This window comes from Mycolicibacterium tokaiense (genome assembly GCF_010725885.1).
GTDB classification, from domain to species: domain Bacteria; phylum Actinomycetota; class Actinomycetes; order Mycobacteriales; family Mycobacteriaceae; genus Mycobacterium; species Mycobacterium tokaiense.
In genome coordinates this window covers 548,368-563,526 of sequence record NZ_AP022600.1, presented here as the reverse complement: position 1 = coordinate 563,526, position 15,159 = coordinate 548,368, and the positions used below count along the sequence as shown (strand labels likewise).

The following is a 15,159-nucleotide window of genomic DNA, read 5'->3' as shown; positions in this document are numbered from 1 at the left end:
ATCTTCTGTATCACCCCATTGATACGGAGGAGCACCCCCATGACCGTCATCTCCGCACCCACCGATTCCCTGCTCCGGCTGGCTCTCCGCCTCGACGCGATTCTCAGCGGTCTGGTGGGGGTCGCGCTGGCCGCGTTCGCCGACCCGCTGTCGTCGCTGTCCGGTTTCACCCCCACCCAGGAGTACGTGGTGGGCGCGGGGATGGTGTTCTACGGAGTGGTGGTGTTCTCGCTGGCCCGGATGCACTCGGTACGTCGCGCCGGAATTGGCGTGGTGATCGCCAACCTGGTGGGCACCGCGCTGGCGGCGGGAGTGGCAGTGTCCGGTGTCCTGCCGCTGACGACTCTCGGCCTGGCGGGCCTCTGGTTCAGCGCGGTGTACACCACCGCCTTCGCAGCGTTGCAGTGGGCGGGGGTGAGGCGTATGAGCTGACACCGGCGCGACGAGAGAGGTCACGTCGCGTTCTCCTCGTGATTTCGGCGCGCTCACAACCGCACAGCGGTTACCAGCGCGCCGAAGTCACAGTTTGCGAAGGCGGAGGCGGTTGATCGAGTGGTCGGCGTCCTTGCGCAGCACCAGGGTGGCCCGCGGCCGCGTGGGCAGGATGTTCTCGATCAGGTTGGGCCGGTTGATCGAGTGCCAGATGTCGCGGGCGGCGAACAGGGCCTGCTCGTCGGTCAGCGTGGCGTAGTGATGGAAGTGCGACGCCGGATCGGCGAACGCGCCGGCGCGCATGGCCAGAAACCGCGAAACGTACCACTGCTCGATGTCCTCGATGCGGGCGTCGACGTAGACCGAGAAGTCGAACAGATCGCTGACCATCAGGGTGGGCCCGGTCTGCAGGACGTTGAGGCCCTCCAGGATCAGGATGTCCGGATGCCGGATCGCGTGCAACTCGTCGGGCACGATGTCGTAGAGCAGATGCGAATAGACCGGCGCGCACACCTGGTCGGCCCCGGACTTCACCGTGGTGACAAAGCGCATCAGGGCGCGACGGTCATAACTCTCCGGAAAACCTTTGCGATGCATCAGATTCCGGCGTGTCAGCTCATGGTTGGGATACAGGAACCCGTCGGTGGTCACCAGGTCGACGCGGGGGTGATGCCCCCAACGGGCCAGCAGCGCCTGCAGCACGCGGGCGGTGGTGGATTTGCCGACGGCCACACTGCCCGCGACGCCGATGATGAACGGCACCGGCCGGTCCGGATTCTGCTGCGGCTCACCGAGGAACTCCGCGGTGGCGGCGAACAGCCGCTGCCGCGCGGCCACCTGCAGGTGGATCAATCGGGCCAGCGGCAGATAGACCTCTTCGACCTCCAGCAGATCCAGCTGCTCGCCGAGGCCGCGAAGACCCAGCACTTCTTCCTCGGTCAGCTTCAGCGGAGTGGACATGCGCAACGCCCGCCATTGACTTCGGTCGAACTCCACGTAGGGGCTCGGCTCGCTCAGGCGCGCCATGCGTAGTTCTTACCGCATCGGCACTTCCGCATGAACGGTAGGTGGCCGCTACGGTGTCGAAGATGGACTCCGACACCCTGATCCGCGAGTACCTGCTCCTGGGTCTGCGATTCGACCGCATCGAGCAGGGCTACGTCGACTCCTTCACCGGCGATCAGGCGCTGCGCCGGGCCGTGGCCGACGAGCCGGCGCCCGATCCGGCCGCTCTGAGCCGTCAGGCGCGCCACCTGCTGGCCGCACTCGAGGAGACCACGCTGGAACGCCCCCGCGCGGACTACCTGCGCGCGCACCTGCGGGCGCTGGACTGCGCGGGGCGCAAGTTCGCCGGCGAGCCGGTCGGATTCGTCGACGAGGTGCGCGACTACTTCGACGTGTCCATCACCAAAGGGGATCCCGAGCGGTACCGGGAGGCGCACGCCAAACTCGACGCCGCGCTCGGCGGAAGCGGGCCGCTCGGCGAGCGCATGCAGGCCTACCGCGCGGCCGAGGAGATTCCGCCGGAGCGCCTCGCTGACTGCATCAACGCCTTCTCCAGCGCGCTGCGTGACCGGGTGCGCGCGGAGTTCCCACTGGATGCCCGCGAGACCATCACCTACGAGATCGTCACCGACAAACCGTGGTCGGGGTTCAACTACTACGAGGGCGACTACCGCTCGACGGTGGCCGTCAACGCCGATCTCAAGCAGCAGATGTCCAACCTGCCCCGGCTGGTGGCCCACGAGTCCTATCCGGGGCATCACACCGAGCACTGCCGCAAAGAGGCCGGCCTGGTGGAGAAGCAGGGCCAGTTGGAACAGACGATCTTCCTGGTCAACACCCCGCAGTGTTTGATGGCGGAGGGACTGGCCGACCTGGCGTTGCACGCGGTCGTCGGCCCGGGCTGGGGCGCCTGGGCGGCGGAGATCTACGCCGATCTGGGACTGACGTTCGACGGGGAGCGGGCCGAGGCCATCTCCGAGGCGTCTGCACAGTTGGCCGACGTGCGCCAGGACGCCGCGCTGATGCTGCACGACGAGCACCGTGACGTCGACGACGTGGCCGCTTTCCTGCAGCGGTGGCTGCTGGTCAACGACGCCCGCGCCCGGCAGGCGTTGCGGTTCTTGTCCTCGCCGCTGTGGCGCGCGTACACCAGCACCTACATCGAGGGTTACCGCCTGTTGCGGGGCTGGCTGGACGACAGGCCCGCCGAGGTGAGCCTGACGGCGCAGTTCACCCGCCTGCTCGACGAGCCCCTGATCCCGTCCAGCCTGCGGGCGGCCTGAGCGCCGCCGGAGACTACTCTGGAGGGCATGACTGCCGAGTCTCTTGCCGCCTCCTACGTCGCTCCGGGAGCCGATTACGCCGCCACCGCCAGCGAGGCCTACCAGGCCGCGCTGCGCGTCATCGAGTCCGTCGAGCCGAGGGTTGCCGATGCCACCCGCAAAGAGCTTGCCGATCAACGCGATTCGCTGAAACTGATCGCCAGCGAGAACTACGCCTCGCCCGCGGTGCTGCTGACCATGGGCACCTGGTTCTCCGACAAGTACGCCGAGGGCACCGTGGGGCACCGGTTCTACGCCGCCTGCCAGAACGTCGACACCGTGGAGGCGCTGGCCGCCGAGCATGCCCGTGAGCTGTTCGGGGCGCAGTACGCCTACGCCCAGCCGCACTCCGGCATCGACGCCAACCTGGTGGCCTACTGGGCCATCCTGGCTGCCAAGGTCGAAGCGCCCGGGCTGGCCGACCTGGGCGCCAAGCACGTCAACGACCTGTCCGAGGCGGATTGGGAGAGCCTGCGCGGCAAGCTCGGCAACCAGCGCCTGCTCGGCATGTCGCTGGACACCGGCGGTCACCTCACCCACGGCTTCCGGCCCAACATCTCCGGCAAGATGTTCCACCAGCGTCAGTACGGCACCGACCCGCAGACGGGTCTGCTGGACTACGACGCGGTGGCCGCCGCCGCGCGGGAATTCAAGCCGCTGGTGCTGGTGGCGGGCTACTCCGCGTACCCCCGGCGGGTGAACTTCGCCAAGATGCGCGAGATCGCCGACGAGGTGGGCGCGGTGCTGTTCGTCGACATGGCGCATTTCGCCGGCCTGGTCGCGGGCAAGGTGTTCACCGGTGACGAAGACCCCGTGCCGCACGCCGACATCGTGACCACGACGACGCACAAATCCCTGCGCGGACCGCGCGGCGGTCTGGTGCTGGCCACCGAGGAGTACGCCCCGTTCGTCGACAAGGGCTGCCCGATGGTGCTCGGCGGCCCGCTCTCGCACGTGATGGCCGCCAAGGCGGTGGCCCTGGCCGAGGCCCGCCAGGCGGAGTTCGGCGTGTACGCCCAGCGCATCGCCGACAACGCCAAGGCGCTGGCCGACGGCTTCCTCAAGCGGGGCGCCACGCTGGTCACCGGCGGCACCGACAACCACATCGTGCTGCTGGACGTCACCTCGTTCGGGCTCACCGGCCGCCAGGCCGAGAGCGCGCTGCTGGACTCAGGCGTGGTGACCAACCGCAACGCCGTTCCGGCCGACGCGAACGGCGCCTGGTACACCAGCGGGATCCGCTTCGGCACGCCTGCGCTGACCAGCCGCGGATTCGGCGCCGACGATTTCGACCGGGTGGCCGAGCTGGTGGTGGAGGTGCTGTCCAACACTCAGCCCGAGGGCTCGTCCAAGGCCAAGTACACGATCGCCGATGGTGTCGCGGCCCGGGTGCACGCGGCTGCCTCGGAGCTGTTGGCGGCCAACCCGTTGTACCCCGGCCTGCAGCTCTGACGTGCGACTAGGGACCTAAGTCCCTAGTTCGCCTGACACGCTGGCGGCGATTTCAGAGAACGTGTGAACTCGGGTTACGGTTATCTCATGGCTGAAACACCCGTCGCCAACGCCTTGACACTGGATCTGGAACCGGTTGTCGCGGAGAACTACCAGCGACACGTCGACTCCGCCAACGTGTGGTTCGCGCATGATTACGTGCCCTTCGACCAGGGCAAGAACTTCGCGTTCCTCGGTGGCACCGACTGGGACCAGTCCGAGGTCACCCTGCCCAAGCACATCGTCGACGCCTGCGAGATCCTGCTCATCACCAAGGACAACCTCGCCGGCTACCACCGCGAGCTCGTCGAGCACTTCATCCTGGAGTGGAAGTGGGGCCGTTGGCTCGGTCGGTGGACCGCCGAGGAGCACCTGCACGCCGTGGTGCTGCGCAACTACTTCGTAGTGACCCGCAACTTCGATCCCACAGCCAACGAGGACGTCCGCGTCGAGCACGTCATGAAGGGTTACCGGGCCGACCAGTTCAGTCAGATCGAGACCCTGGTGTTCATGGCGCTGTTCGAGCGTGAGTTCGGGGTGTTCTGTCGCCGGCTCGCCGAGCAGATCGACGAGCCGGTGCTCAAGGCCATGGTCGAGAAGATGGCCATCGACGAGGAACGCCACGAACTGTTCTTCTCCAATCTGGTGCGTTGGTGCCTCGAATACCACGAGGACGAGACCATCGACGCCATCGCGGCGCGTGCCGCCGGTCTGCAGGTTCCCGGGGCCGACATCGACGCCTATGCCGACAAGCTGACGGTGGTGGCCGAGGCCGGCATTTTCGGGCCTGAGCAGCTGCGACAGGTCATCTCCGACGAGATCGCTGCGCTGGGTCTGGCCGATGAGCCCCGACTGGCCGAGTTCGTAACGAAGTAGTCACGCGAAGTCTCGCGCGCCTGCGCGGCGGGAACGCCACAACGGGGGTAGCGTCGCAGTCGATGGCTAGCGACATTGCTCTGCTATCCGGGCGGTACTCCCGTAGTTCCTACGGCAGGACCGGTCCCGGTCCTGGTGCCGCAGCGCCCGCCGACATGACTCCGCGGGGCCGCTGGAGTCGAGGAGCGCCAAGTGACAGATTCGCCGGTCCGGACCTATGTGCTCGATACGTCCGTTCTGCTCTCGGATCCCTGGGCGTGCACCAGGTTTGCCGAACATGAGGTCATCGTTCCCCTGGTAGTGATCAGCGAGTTGGAGGCCAAACGCCACCATCACGAACTCGGCTGGTTCGCCCGGCAGGCGTTGCGCATGTTCGACGATCTCCGGTTGGAGCACGGTCGTCTCGATCAACCCATTCCTGTTGGGACACAAGGCGGTACGCTGCAGGTCGAGCTCAACCACAGCGATCCCAACGTCTTGCCCCTGGGATTCCGGACAGAAACCAATGACGCCAGGATCCTCACGTGTGCTGCCAATCTGGCTGCCGAGGGCAAACTCGTCACACTGGTCAGCAAGGACATTCCGCTGCGGGTGAAGGCCGGCGCCGTCGGCCTGCCCGCCGACGAGTACCACGCCCAGGACGTGGTGACCTCGGGCTGGACCGGGATGGCCGAACTCGACGTGGCCAGCGAGGACATCGACGTGATGTTCACCGACGGCGAGGTCGATCTGGAAGAGGCACGAGATCTGCCGTGCCACACCGGGGTTCGGCTGCTCGGTGGTAGCTCCGCGGCGCTGGGCCGGGTGAACGCCGACAAGCGGGTGCAGTTGGTCCGTGGTGACCGCGAAGTGTTCGGCCTCCGGGGAAGGTCGGCCGAACAGCGCGTGGCACTGGATCTGCTGCTCGACGAGTCGGTGGGCATCGTCTCGCTCGGCGGCAAGGCCGGCACCGGCAAATCTGCCCTGGCGTTGTGCGCCGGCCTGGAAGCGGTGCTGGAGCGTCGCACCCAGCGCAAGGTCGTGGTCTTCCGGCCGCTGTACGCCGTCGGCGGCCAGGACCTGGGCTACCTGCCCGGCAGCGAGAGCGACAAGATGGGGCCGTGGGCGCAGGCGGTCTTCGACACCCTCGAAGGTCTGGCCAGCCCCGCCGTGCTGGAAGAGGTGCTCAGTCGCGGCATGCTGGAAGTGTTGCCGCTGACCCACATTCGCGGCCGGTCGCTGCACGACTCCTTCGTGATCGTCGACGAGGCGCAGTCGCTCGAACGCAATGTCCTGCTGACCGTGCTGTCGCGGTTGGGTTCCGGGTCGCGGGTGGTGCTCACCCACGACGTCGCCCAGCGCGACAACCTGCGGGTGGGTCGCCATGACGGGGTGGCCGCGGTGATCGAGAAGCTCAAGGGTCACCCGTTGTTCGCCCACATCACCTTGCTGCGCAGCGAGCGTTCACCCATCGCTGCGCTGGTCACCGAGATGCTGGAGGAGATCAGCCCCGGCGCCCTGCCGTGATTCGGCGATTTGGGCGCGCTCGTAACCGCTGGGCGGTTGTGAGCGCGCCCAAATCCCTCGTGGTGGTGCTGATGGCGGGGCTGGTGGCGGCGCCGGTGGCATCTGCGGGTGACGTGGACTGCGCGGTGGACAGATGCGTGGCGCTGACGTTCGACGACGGGCCGGGTCCCCATACCGACCGGCTGCTGCGGGTACTCACCGCCGCCGACGCCAAGGCGACGTTCTTCCTGGTGGGGGAGAAGGTGGCCGCAGACCCGTTGGCGGCCGCCCGAATCAATCGGGCGGGCATGGAGATCGGCAACCACACCTGGAGCCATCCGGACCTGACGACCATCCCGCCGGCCGAGGTGGCTTCTCAACTGAGCCGGACCACCGACGCGATCGTGCAAGCCACCGGTGTGCGGCCCACCCTGATGCGGCCCGGGTTCGGAGCGATCAACAACGCCGTGCTGGCCGAGGCGGGCCGACAGGGGATGGCGGCGATCAACTGGGACGTGGTGCCGTATGACTGGATCCACGACACCGACCTCGCGGCATCCCGCGCCCTGCTGATGGAACAGGTCAGGCCCGGCTCGGTGGTGCTGCTGCACGACACCTTCGCCTCCACGGTGGACCTGGTGGCGCAGTTCCTGCCGGTGTTGCGCGCCAACGGGTATCACCTCGTCACGGTCAGCGACCTGCTGGGCGCCCGGGCCCCGGGTAGCAGTTACGGCGGTCGCGACAACGGCCCGGCGGTGAACGTGCTACAAGACCTGCCATGACCACAGAGGCCGCCTTCGTCCTGACACTGATGGTGCTGGGGTACGCCGTGGTGTCCGGTTTGGTGACGCGCTGGTACGTGGCGCCCGCGCTGATCTTCATCGTCGCCGGCGTACTCCTGGGGCCCGATGGTGCGGGCGTCATCGAAATCGGCGCGGACACGGGCACCTTCACCGTGGTGGCCCAGCTGGCGCTGACGGTCATCCTGTTCAATCAGGCCGCCGAGCTGGACCTGCGCTCCATTCTGCGGCGCGGGCACGACAGTTTCCGGCTGATCGTGATCGGCATCCCGCTCACCATCGGGCTGGGGACGGCCACGGCCTTGCTGATCCTGCCGGTGATGCCGGTGTGGGAGGCGGTGTGTCTTGCTGCCATCGTGGCCCCGCTGGAAGTGAGCCTGATCGAGGCACTGCTGGAGGACCGTCGCATACCGGAACGGGTACGCCACGCGCTGGCCATGGAGAGTGGATGCTATGACGGGTTCGCGCTCGCTGCGCTGTTCGCGGCGCTGGCGCTGGCTTCCGACCGCTCGGCGGAAGAGAGCTGGGGCTGGTTCCTGTTCCGCGCCGAGGTGCTGTCGCTGGCCGCGGGTGCGGTGGTGGGCGGCGTCGGTGCGCTGTTGATCGCCCGGTCCTATCAACGTGACTGGATCGGTGACACCTGGGCCCAGCTCGCCACGCTGGCGGTGGCGCTGCTGTGCTTCCAGGTGGGTGAGATGTTCCATGGCAGCGGGTTTGTCGCGGCCTTCGCCGGCGGGCTGGCCTGCGCGGTGGTGGCGCAGCGGACCCGCGCGGAGGTGCCCACGAAGGTCTCCGACGCCGCCGGGCACCTGCTGGAGTTGCTGGTGTTCGCCATGTTCGGCGCGGCCGCGGTGATCGTGGGCTGGCGCGACGCGGACTGGCGGGTGGTGCTGTTCGCGGTGCTGGCAGTGTTCGCCGTCCGCATGGTCGCGGTGTGGTTCGCGCTGCTGCGCACCGATGTCCCCACCCGCAGCCGACTGTTCCTGGGCTGGTTCGGCCCCCGCGGCATCGGCACGCTGGTGCTGGGTCTGCTGGTGGTGCAGGAGGGAGCCATCGAACAGGTGGACCTGATCACTCAAACGGTCGTCGTCGCCGTCACGCTGAGCCTGGTGGTGCACAGCGCCACCGCCCCGCTGGGAATCCGGCTGGTACAGCCGGACCGGTTGGCCCATCGCTGACACAACGCTGCCGTGGATGCTCTACGCTCAGCGGCTATGAGGTGGGCGCTGGCGTTGAGTGGAGCACTGGCTGCGGCGGCCATCGGGACGGCGCCCGCCGCCTCGGCGGATCAGATCGGCTACCTGGTCAATGTCACCGTCAAGCCCGGCTACAACTTCCCCAATGCCGATGCCGCCCTGAAGTACGGCTATCTGTTGTGTGACCGGATCCGCGGCGGCGAGCCCTATCCCATGCTGGCGCAGTCGATCAAGGACTACTTCCGCACCGACGAGTACGGGGCGTCGTATCTGCTGAGCCAGGCCACCGGCGAGCTGTGCCCGGCCCAGATCTGGGCGTTGCGGCAGTCCGCGGCCGGCTACACGCCCCAGCCCTAGACGTTGACACTGCGTCCACCGCGAAGAAGTTCGAGAGAACATCGCGGTGGACGCAGTGTCAACGGATGATCAGTCGCCGTCTTTCACCTTGGCCATGGCCAGCACGTCGAGGCGCTTGTCCAACTCGGCCTCGGACAGCTTGTCGCCGATGAGGCCGCGGTCGATCACGGTCTGCCGGATGGTCTTCTTCTCCTTGAGCGCCTGCTTGGCCACCGCGGCGGCTTCCTCGTAGCCGATGGCCGAGTTCAGCGGCGTCACGATCGACGGCGACGACTCCGCCAGCTCCTGCAGGCGTGCCTCGTTGGCCACCAGACCGTCGATGCAGCGTCCGGCGAACAGCTTGGACACGTTGGCCAGCAGCGTGAACGACTCGAGGATGTTGCGGGCCATCATCGGGATGTAGACGTTGAGCTCGAAGGCGCCGGACAGACCGCCGACGGCGACGGCGGCGTCGTTACCGATCACCTGCGCGGCCACCTGGGTGACGGCCTCGGGGATGACGGGGTTGACCTTGCCCGGCATGATCGAGCTACCCGGCTGCAGGTCCGGCAGCTGCAACTCGCCCAGACCGGTCAGCGGGCCCGAGCCCATCCAGCGGATGTCGTTGGCGATCTTGGTCAGTGACACCGCAATGGTCTTGAGGGCGCCGGAGGCCTCGACCAGGCCGTCACGAGCGGCCTGGGCCTCGAAATGGTCTTCGGCGATGCGCAATTCGGCCAGACCGGTGTCGGCCACCAGGACCTCGACCACCTTGGGGCCGAAGTCGTCCGGCGCGTTGAGGCCGGTGCCGACGGCGGTGCCGCCGATGGCCAACTCACCCAGGCGGGGCAGCGTCGCCTTGACTCGTTCGATGCCGGCCTGCACCTGTCGGGCGTACCCGCCGAACTCCTGGCCCAGCGTCACCGGTACGGCGTCCATCAGGTGCGTACGCCCGGACTTGACCGTGGTGCGCCACTGCCGGGCCTTGCCTGCCAGCGACTCGTGCAGCACCTCCAGCGCCGGAATGAGATGCCGCACAGCAGCTTCCGTCGCCGCGATATGAGTGGCGGTGGGGAAGGTGTCATTGGAGCTCTGCGACATGTTCACATGGTCGTTGGGATGCACCGTCACACCGTTGGCTGCGGCGATGGACGCGATGACCTCATTGGCGTTCATGTTGGAGCTGGTGCCCGAGCCGGTCTGGAACACGTCGATGGGGAACTGATCGTCGTGCAGACCCTCGGCGATCTCACCGGCGGCGGCGATGATGGCGTCCGCCTTCTCGGCGTCGAGCAGCCCGAGGTCCTTGTTGACCTGTGCGCACGCCGCCTTCAGCAGCCCCAGCGCGCGAATCTGGGTGCGTTCCAGGCCGCGTCCGGAGATGGGGAAGTTCTCCACGGCCCGCTGGGTCTGCGCGCGCCAGAGCGCGGTCTTGGGGACGCGCACTTCACCCATGGTGTCGTGCTCGATGCGGTACTCGACGGCGTCGTCGGCGGTCATTGGCTCCCTTTGCTGGTCGTTACGGAAGTGGATAGGCGGCGGACTTGTCCCCGGTGAAGTTCACCGCGGAGTATTCGTTGAGCTTGGACAGCCGGTGGTAGGCCTCGATCATCCGGACGGTGCCGGACTTCGAGCGCATCACGATCGACTGTGTGGTGCAGCCGCCACCGAAGAAGCGCACGCCCTTGAGCAGGTCGCCGTCGGTGACGCCGGTGGCGCAGAAGAAGACGTTCTCCCCGGACACCAGGTCTTCGGTGGTCAATACCCGGTCCAGGTCGTAGCCCCGGTCGATCGCCTTCTGGCGTTCGTCGTCGTCGGTGGGTGCCAGCTTGGCCTGGATGGCGCCGCCCATGCAGCGGATGGCCGCCGCGGCGATGATGCCCTCCGGGGTGCCACCGATACCGACCAGCATGTCGGTGCCCGACTCCGGCCGGCACGCGGAGATGGCGCCGGCGACGTCGCCGTCGGAGATCAGCCGGATGCGCGCGCCCGCCAAACGCACCTCCTCCATCAGCTTGGCGTGCCGAGGCCGGTCCAGGATGCACACCGTGACGTCGGCGACGGACGCTTTGCGCACCTTGGCGATGCGCTGGATGTTCGCCGAGATGGGTGAGGTGATGTCGATGAAGTCGGCCACATCGGGTCCGACGGCGATCTTGTGCATGTAGAACACCGCGGACGGATCGAACATCGCGCCGCGCTCGGCGACGGCGAGCACCGAGATGGCGTTGGGCATGCCCTTGCTCATCAGCGTGGTGCCGTCCACCGGGTCGACGGCGAAGTCGCAGTCCGGCCCGTCGCCGTTGCCCACCTCTTCGCCGTTGTAGAGCATCGGGGCGTTGTCCTTCTCGCCCTCACCGATCACGACGACGCCGCGCATGGACACGGAATTGACCAGCTCACGCATGGCGTCGACGGCGGCGCCGTCGCCACCTTCCTTGTCGCCGCGGCCCACCCACCGGCCTGCGGCCATGGCGCCGGCCTCGGTGACACGTACCAGTTCGAGGGCGAGGTTGCGGTCAGGGGCTTCGCGGCGGCGGGCAGGCGGCTCGGACGGTGCACTCATGAGCAGTCATTGTCCCAGAAGCCGATGTCATGGTGGGAGCTGGGATACTGGTCGTGTGACGACCGAACCGGACCAGCCGCCCGGCGACGAGGGCCAGGCGGTCCCGGCGCTCAAAGAGGCCAAGCCGCGGTTGCTGCAGGACGGTCGCGACATGTTCTGGTCCATGGCGCCGCTGGTGGTGGGCTGCATCCTGCTGGCCGGGTTGCTGGGCATGTGTTCCTTCCAGCTCAGCGGCCCCACCCAGGGTCCGGTGCCGACCTATGACGCCCCCGCCGCGCTGGGCTCCGACGCCAAGACGTTGGGCTTTCCCATCCGGCTCCCGGAACTGCCCGAAGGGTGGCAGCCCAACTCGGGGCGCCGAGACGGCCTCGACAGTGCCCGGACCGATCCCGCCACCGGGCAGCGCACCCGGGCGCTGATCTCAAACGTCGGCTACCTGACGCCCGATATGAAGTACATGAGCCTGACCCAGAGCAACGCCGACGAAGACCGGTTGGTCGCGTCGATCCTGCCGGGCGCCTACCCGACCGGCACCGCCGAGGTGGGCGGTCGCCAGTGGGTCGTCTACGAGGCGGTATCGGAAAACGGCCGCAACGAACCGCTGTGGACCACCAGAATCGGGGCCACGCAGTTGGCCATCACCGGCGCCGGGTCACCGGAGCAGTTCCAGACGCTGGCCGCAGCGACCCAGGCGCAGTCACCGCTGCCGTCGACCTAGGCGAGGAGAACCATGAGCGCACCCGTTGCCGACCTGTCCGGCTGGGCGTGCGCGCCGTTCACCGGCGAGGGATTCACCTACGACGTCTACCGCAAGGGTGACGGCCCCGGCGTGGTCCTGATCCCCGAGATGCCCGGCCTGCACCCCGGTGTGCTGGCGCTGGGTAACCATCTGGTCGACAACGGCTTCACGGTGGCAGCGCCGTCGCTGTTCGGCACCCCCGGTGCACCGGCGCTGCACCCGTCGGCGGTACCCACCTTGGTGCGCGGCTGCATCGCCAAGGAGTTCGCGGCGTTCGCCACGAACAAGGAGCGGCCGGTGGCCAGGTTCCTGCGCGCGCTGGCCCGCGACCTGAACGCCAGCACGCCCGGTAAGGGCGTCGGGGTGATCGGGCAGTGCTTCACCGGGGGCTTCGCGTTGGCGGCCGCGGTGGACGAGAGTGTGCTCGCGCCGGTGCTCAGCCAGCCGTCGCTGCCGCTGCCGCTGACTCCACGGCAGCGGCGCGATGCCGGGGTCTCCGAACGCGAGTTGGAGATCATCTCCCAGCGCGCAACCACCGAAGGGCTCTGTGCGCTGGGTCTGCGATTCAGTGAGGACTGGATGAGCCCGGGCGATCGGTTCGTGACGTTGAAGAAGCGGCTCGGCGACGCCTTTGAGGTCATCGAGATCAATTCCGCGCCAGGCAATTCCGGAGGCTTCTCCAGGGCTGCGCATTCGGTGCTCACCGACCAGGTGCGTGAGAGTGACGGTCACCCGGCCTATGAGGCGCGCAAGCGGGTGGTGGAGTTCCTCACCGAGCGTCTGGTCAGCTGACCGACTGTGTGGGACACGCCTCGACGGGCGTACGCACTGCGATGTCGCCAGCTTCGGTGAACCTGAACGTGACATCTGTCGACATGCCCGCCTCCAACTGCGGGTCGATCGTCTCGAGGGTCAGCGGTGCCCGGGCAATGGCACCGTCCACCGGCTCCCCGAAGCCGACGGATCCGGCGGCTGGGATCTCGATGGGCGTGGCCAGCGACTGCGCGTCCCCATCGGCCACGGCTACGGCTTCGAGTCGATCAGCGGAGTCCTCGCGGGTGTTGGTGACGGTAAACACCAACACCCCGCCTGCGTCGACCTGCAGGGCGCACTGGGCAGCGAGGTGCGCCGGCACGATGTATGCGTTCAGGACCGAAGTCTGCGCTGTATCGGAACCCGACCCCCGGTTGGACGACTCAACATCTGCGTCAGTGCCGCACCCGGAGATCACCGCGGCCAACCCCACGCCGCACGCTACCGACGTTGCGTCACGTATGCGGGACATCAACAATTCTCCTTCTCTCGTAGACCAGGTAAAGGTTTCCCCTTCGTCAGGGTCGCACACGTGAGAAATGGCTGAGATTAGCGTGAGAAGTCAAAATTGGCGTGCAGCAATATGTTTGCCCGTGCGGCCCGCCTGGCGAGAGATGGTCCAGGCGGACCGCACGGCCCCTCTCGATCACGTTTCACTCTGTGAGGGTGCAACAGAGCGATCGGCGTCCGGATTTCCGGTTGGCAGTCATTGCGCCACTGCTGGCAGTAATGAGCCGTCCGCATCCGACGTGCCGTATCGGCTGTTTCGAGTTGCGCAGGACTTCAATCGAATTTAACTTGGACCCATCAGCCCCATTATCTGCGCTCAACGTCGATCTGCAATGACGGGCTGCCTCGCCGCGCGCCAGCCAGCCGGCAAGACCTAGGGAGTGGTCATGGAGACAGCTGATCTGCAGGATGTCCTGCGTCGGCTGGACCTCCTGGAGTCCGAGCGTGCCGTACGGGCGGTCAAAGCCCACTACATGCAATGGGCGGACGAGAAGCGGCGCCTGGGTATGGGAGAACTCTTCTGGGACGACGCCGTGTGGGAGGAACTCGACCACGGCGGCGCCACCATCCCCGGCGCGCGGTGGGTAGGGCGCGATGCCATCGCGCAGATGTTCAACGAGAGTCCCGACCGACTCTCCTTCACCGTCCACTACCTGACGAACGAAAAGATCACCGTCGTCGGTGACACCGCGGTGGGTAGGTGGAAACTGCTGGAGCCCTGCACTGTTCGTGATGAAACCGCAGTGTGGCAGGGCGGTCATTACATCGATGACTTCGAGCGGCGTGACGGCGTGTGGAAGATCAGCCATCTGCGCCTGACCCTGGATTTCCAGACCCCTTACCACGAGGGTTGGCTGCGGGCACCGTTCCTCGAGAGCGCGCAGTCATGACGACCGGGCGTGCCGGGGTCGACGATCCCTTGCGCGTACACCAGGGCTTCCGCCTCGACCGCGGTTCCTGATCCGCGCTGCGTCTTCTCTCCGACCGCAGTGGCGCCGGTGCCGGGTATCCCGGTGAGCGCCGTACCGTCTTCAACACACCGCTGACCGACCACGTCAGGTCGAGTTCGGGTTCATGCCTCCTGTCGCGCCGCAATGGCTGCACCGCAGGAACTTTCGTACCCCGTTCCGAGAAGGAAACATGCCAGAGCACATTGTCGGTGTCACCGTCGGTGACACGGTCACCTATCCCAGTGGTTGCAGCGTCGTCGATTCCGGACTCGTTGCGGACAACTCCGCAGCTGCCGGCGGCGGTTCGGGATCCCTGGCGCGCGGATCGGCCGCGTCGGCGGGTGGGATGTGGATGGGGGTGAGCAAGCTTCCCCCCGGCCATTCATCCGTGCCGCACCATCACGCCGATCAGACGTCACTGGTGTGCATCGTCGGCGGCGCCATGCGTTTTCGGGTGCACGGTCCTGACGGCATCGAGGAGTTCTCCGCCTCCGCCGGCCAGATTGCCGTGATCCCAGGCGGTCTGGTGCACGAAGAGTTCAACGACCTGGCCGTCGAGTGTCTCTGCGTGGTGACCCGTAACAGCGAGAAGCCGACTGTCTGCAACGTGTAGGCCCCTCCCACAGCCCTCGAGGAGA

At 67.2% G+C, this 15,159-nt stretch carries 16 protein-coding genes; 12 read left to right on the top strand and 4 right to left on the bottom strand.

Annotated elements, in window-relative coordinates; all coding sequences use genetic code 11:
- Positions 1 to 39 precede the first annotated feature (39 nt).
- Positions 40 to 432 carry a hypothetical protein gene (locus G6N58_RS02680; RefSeq protein WP_163907857.1) on the top strand — a complete coding sequence of 131 codons (393 nt, stop codon included), beginning with the start codon at positions 40 to 42 and terminating at the stop codon, positions 430 to 432.
- Between the two features lie 87 nt (positions 433 to 519).
- Here G6N58_RS02680 and coaA read toward each other — a convergent pair whose 3' ends face one another.
- Positions 520 to 1,458, bottom strand: coding sequence for a type I pantothenate kinase (gene coaA, locus G6N58_RS02675; protein ID WP_115279833.1), 939 nt, complete (start codon positions 1,456 to 1,458; stop codon positions 520 to 522).
- Between the two features lie 62 nt (positions 1,459 to 1,520).
- Between coaA and G6N58_RS02670 the strand changes: the two genes are divergently transcribed.
- The 7 genes from G6N58_RS02670 (at position 1,521) to G6N58_RS02640 (ending at position 8,964) form a co-directional block, all read left to right on the top strand.
- Positions 1,521 to 2,720 (top strand): DUF885 domain-containing protein, encoded by a 1,200-nt coding sequence (locus G6N58_RS02670; protein ID WP_115279834.1) that lies wholly within the window; start codon positions 1,521 to 1,523, stop codon positions 2,718 to 2,720.
- A 27-nt stretch (positions 2,721 to 2,747) separates the two neighbouring features.
- On the top strand, positions 2,748 to 4,211 hold the full coding sequence (locus G6N58_RS02665) for a glycine hydroxymethyltransferase (protein ID WP_115279835.1): 1,464 nt from the start codon (positions 2,748 to 2,750) through the stop codon (positions 4,209 to 4,211).
- An 87-nt stretch (positions 4,212 to 4,298) separates the two neighbouring features.
- Positions 4,299 to 5,126, top strand: coding sequence for an acyl-ACP desaturase (locus G6N58_RS02660; protein WP_115281863.1), 828 nt, complete (start codon positions 4,299 to 4,301; stop codon positions 5,124 to 5,126).
- A gap of 192 nt (positions 5,127 to 5,318) precedes the next feature.
- Positions 5,319 to 6,632 (top strand): RNA 5'-3' helicase PhoH2, encoded by a 1,314-nt coding sequence (phoH2, locus tag G6N58_RS02655; RefSeq protein ID WP_115279837.1) that lies wholly within the window; start codon positions 5,319 to 5,321, stop codon positions 6,630 to 6,632.
- 71 nt (positions 6,633 to 6,703) lie between these two features.
- Complete coding sequence (locus G6N58_RS02650; RefSeq protein WP_115281864.1) at positions 6,704 to 7,393, top strand: polysaccharide deacetylase family protein; 690 nt, start codon at positions 6,704 to 6,706, stop codon at positions 7,391 to 7,393.
- Entirely contained in the window at positions 7,390 to 8,589 is a 1,200-nt protein-coding gene (locus G6N58_RS02645; protein WP_115279838.1) for a cation:proton antiporter domain-containing protein, read from the top strand. The genes G6N58_RS02650 and G6N58_RS02645 overlap by 4 nt, the downstream gene beginning before the upstream one ends.
- 36 nt (positions 8,590 to 8,625) lie before the next feature.
- Positions 8,626 to 8,964 (top strand): DUF732 domain-containing protein, encoded by a 339-nt coding sequence (locus tag G6N58_RS02640; protein ID WP_068918456.1) that lies wholly within the window; start codon positions 8,626 to 8,628, stop codon positions 8,962 to 8,964.
- Between the two features lie 69 nt (positions 8,965 to 9,033).
- Here the strand turns inward: G6N58_RS02640 and G6N58_RS02635 are convergent, their stop codons facing one another.
- Together G6N58_RS02635 and glpX are read right to left on the bottom strand one after the other, a co-directional pair.
- Positions 9,034 to 10,443, bottom strand: coding sequence for a class II fumarate hydratase (locus tag G6N58_RS02635; protein WP_115279839.1), 1,410 nt, complete (start codon positions 10,441 to 10,443; stop codon positions 9,034 to 9,036).
- Between the two features lie 19 nt (positions 10,444 to 10,462).
- Positions 10,463 to 11,509, bottom strand: a complete 1,047-nt coding sequence (glpX, locus tag G6N58_RS02630) for a class II fructose-bisphosphatase (RefSeq protein WP_115279840.1) — start codon at positions 11,507 to 11,509, stop codon at positions 10,463 to 10,465.
- Between the two features lie 55 nt (positions 11,510 to 11,564).
- Here glpX and G6N58_RS02625 point away from each other — a divergent pair, with 55 nt between their 5' ends.
- Together G6N58_RS02625 and G6N58_RS02620 are read left to right on the top strand one after the other, a co-directional pair.
- On the top strand, positions 11,565 to 12,227 hold the full coding sequence (locus G6N58_RS02625; protein WP_407664102.1) for a DUF4245 domain-containing protein: 663 nt from the start codon (positions 11,565 to 11,567) through the stop codon (positions 12,225 to 12,227).
- A 12-nt stretch (positions 12,228 to 12,239) separates the two neighbouring features.
- Complete coding sequence (locus tag G6N58_RS02620) at positions 12,240 to 13,040, top strand: dienelactone hydrolase family protein (protein WP_115279842.1); 801 nt, start codon at positions 12,240 to 12,242, stop codon at positions 13,038 to 13,040.
- On the opposite strand, the gene G6N58_RS02615 is transcribed toward G6N58_RS02620, so the two are convergent.
- Positions 13,033 to 13,533, bottom strand: a complete 501-nt coding sequence (locus tag G6N58_RS02615) for a hypothetical protein (RefSeq protein WP_147289378.1) — start codon at positions 13,531 to 13,533, stop codon at positions 13,033 to 13,035. The genes G6N58_RS02620 and G6N58_RS02615 overlap by 8 nt on opposite strands.
- A 424-nt stretch (positions 13,534 to 13,957) precedes the next feature.
- Here G6N58_RS02615 and G6N58_RS02610 point away from each other — a divergent pair, with 424 nt between their 5' ends.
- On the top strand, positions 13,958 to 14,461 hold the full coding sequence (locus G6N58_RS02610; protein WP_115279844.1) for a nuclear transport factor 2 family protein: 504 nt from the start codon (positions 13,958 to 13,960) through the stop codon (positions 14,459 to 14,461).
- 250 nt (positions 14,462 to 14,711) lie between these two features.
- Positions 14,712 to 15,134 (top strand): cupin domain-containing protein, encoded by a 423-nt coding sequence (locus tag G6N58_RS02605; protein WP_163907855.1) that lies wholly within the window; start codon positions 14,712 to 14,714, stop codon positions 15,132 to 15,134.
- Positions 15,135 to 15,159: the final 25 nt, after the last annotated feature.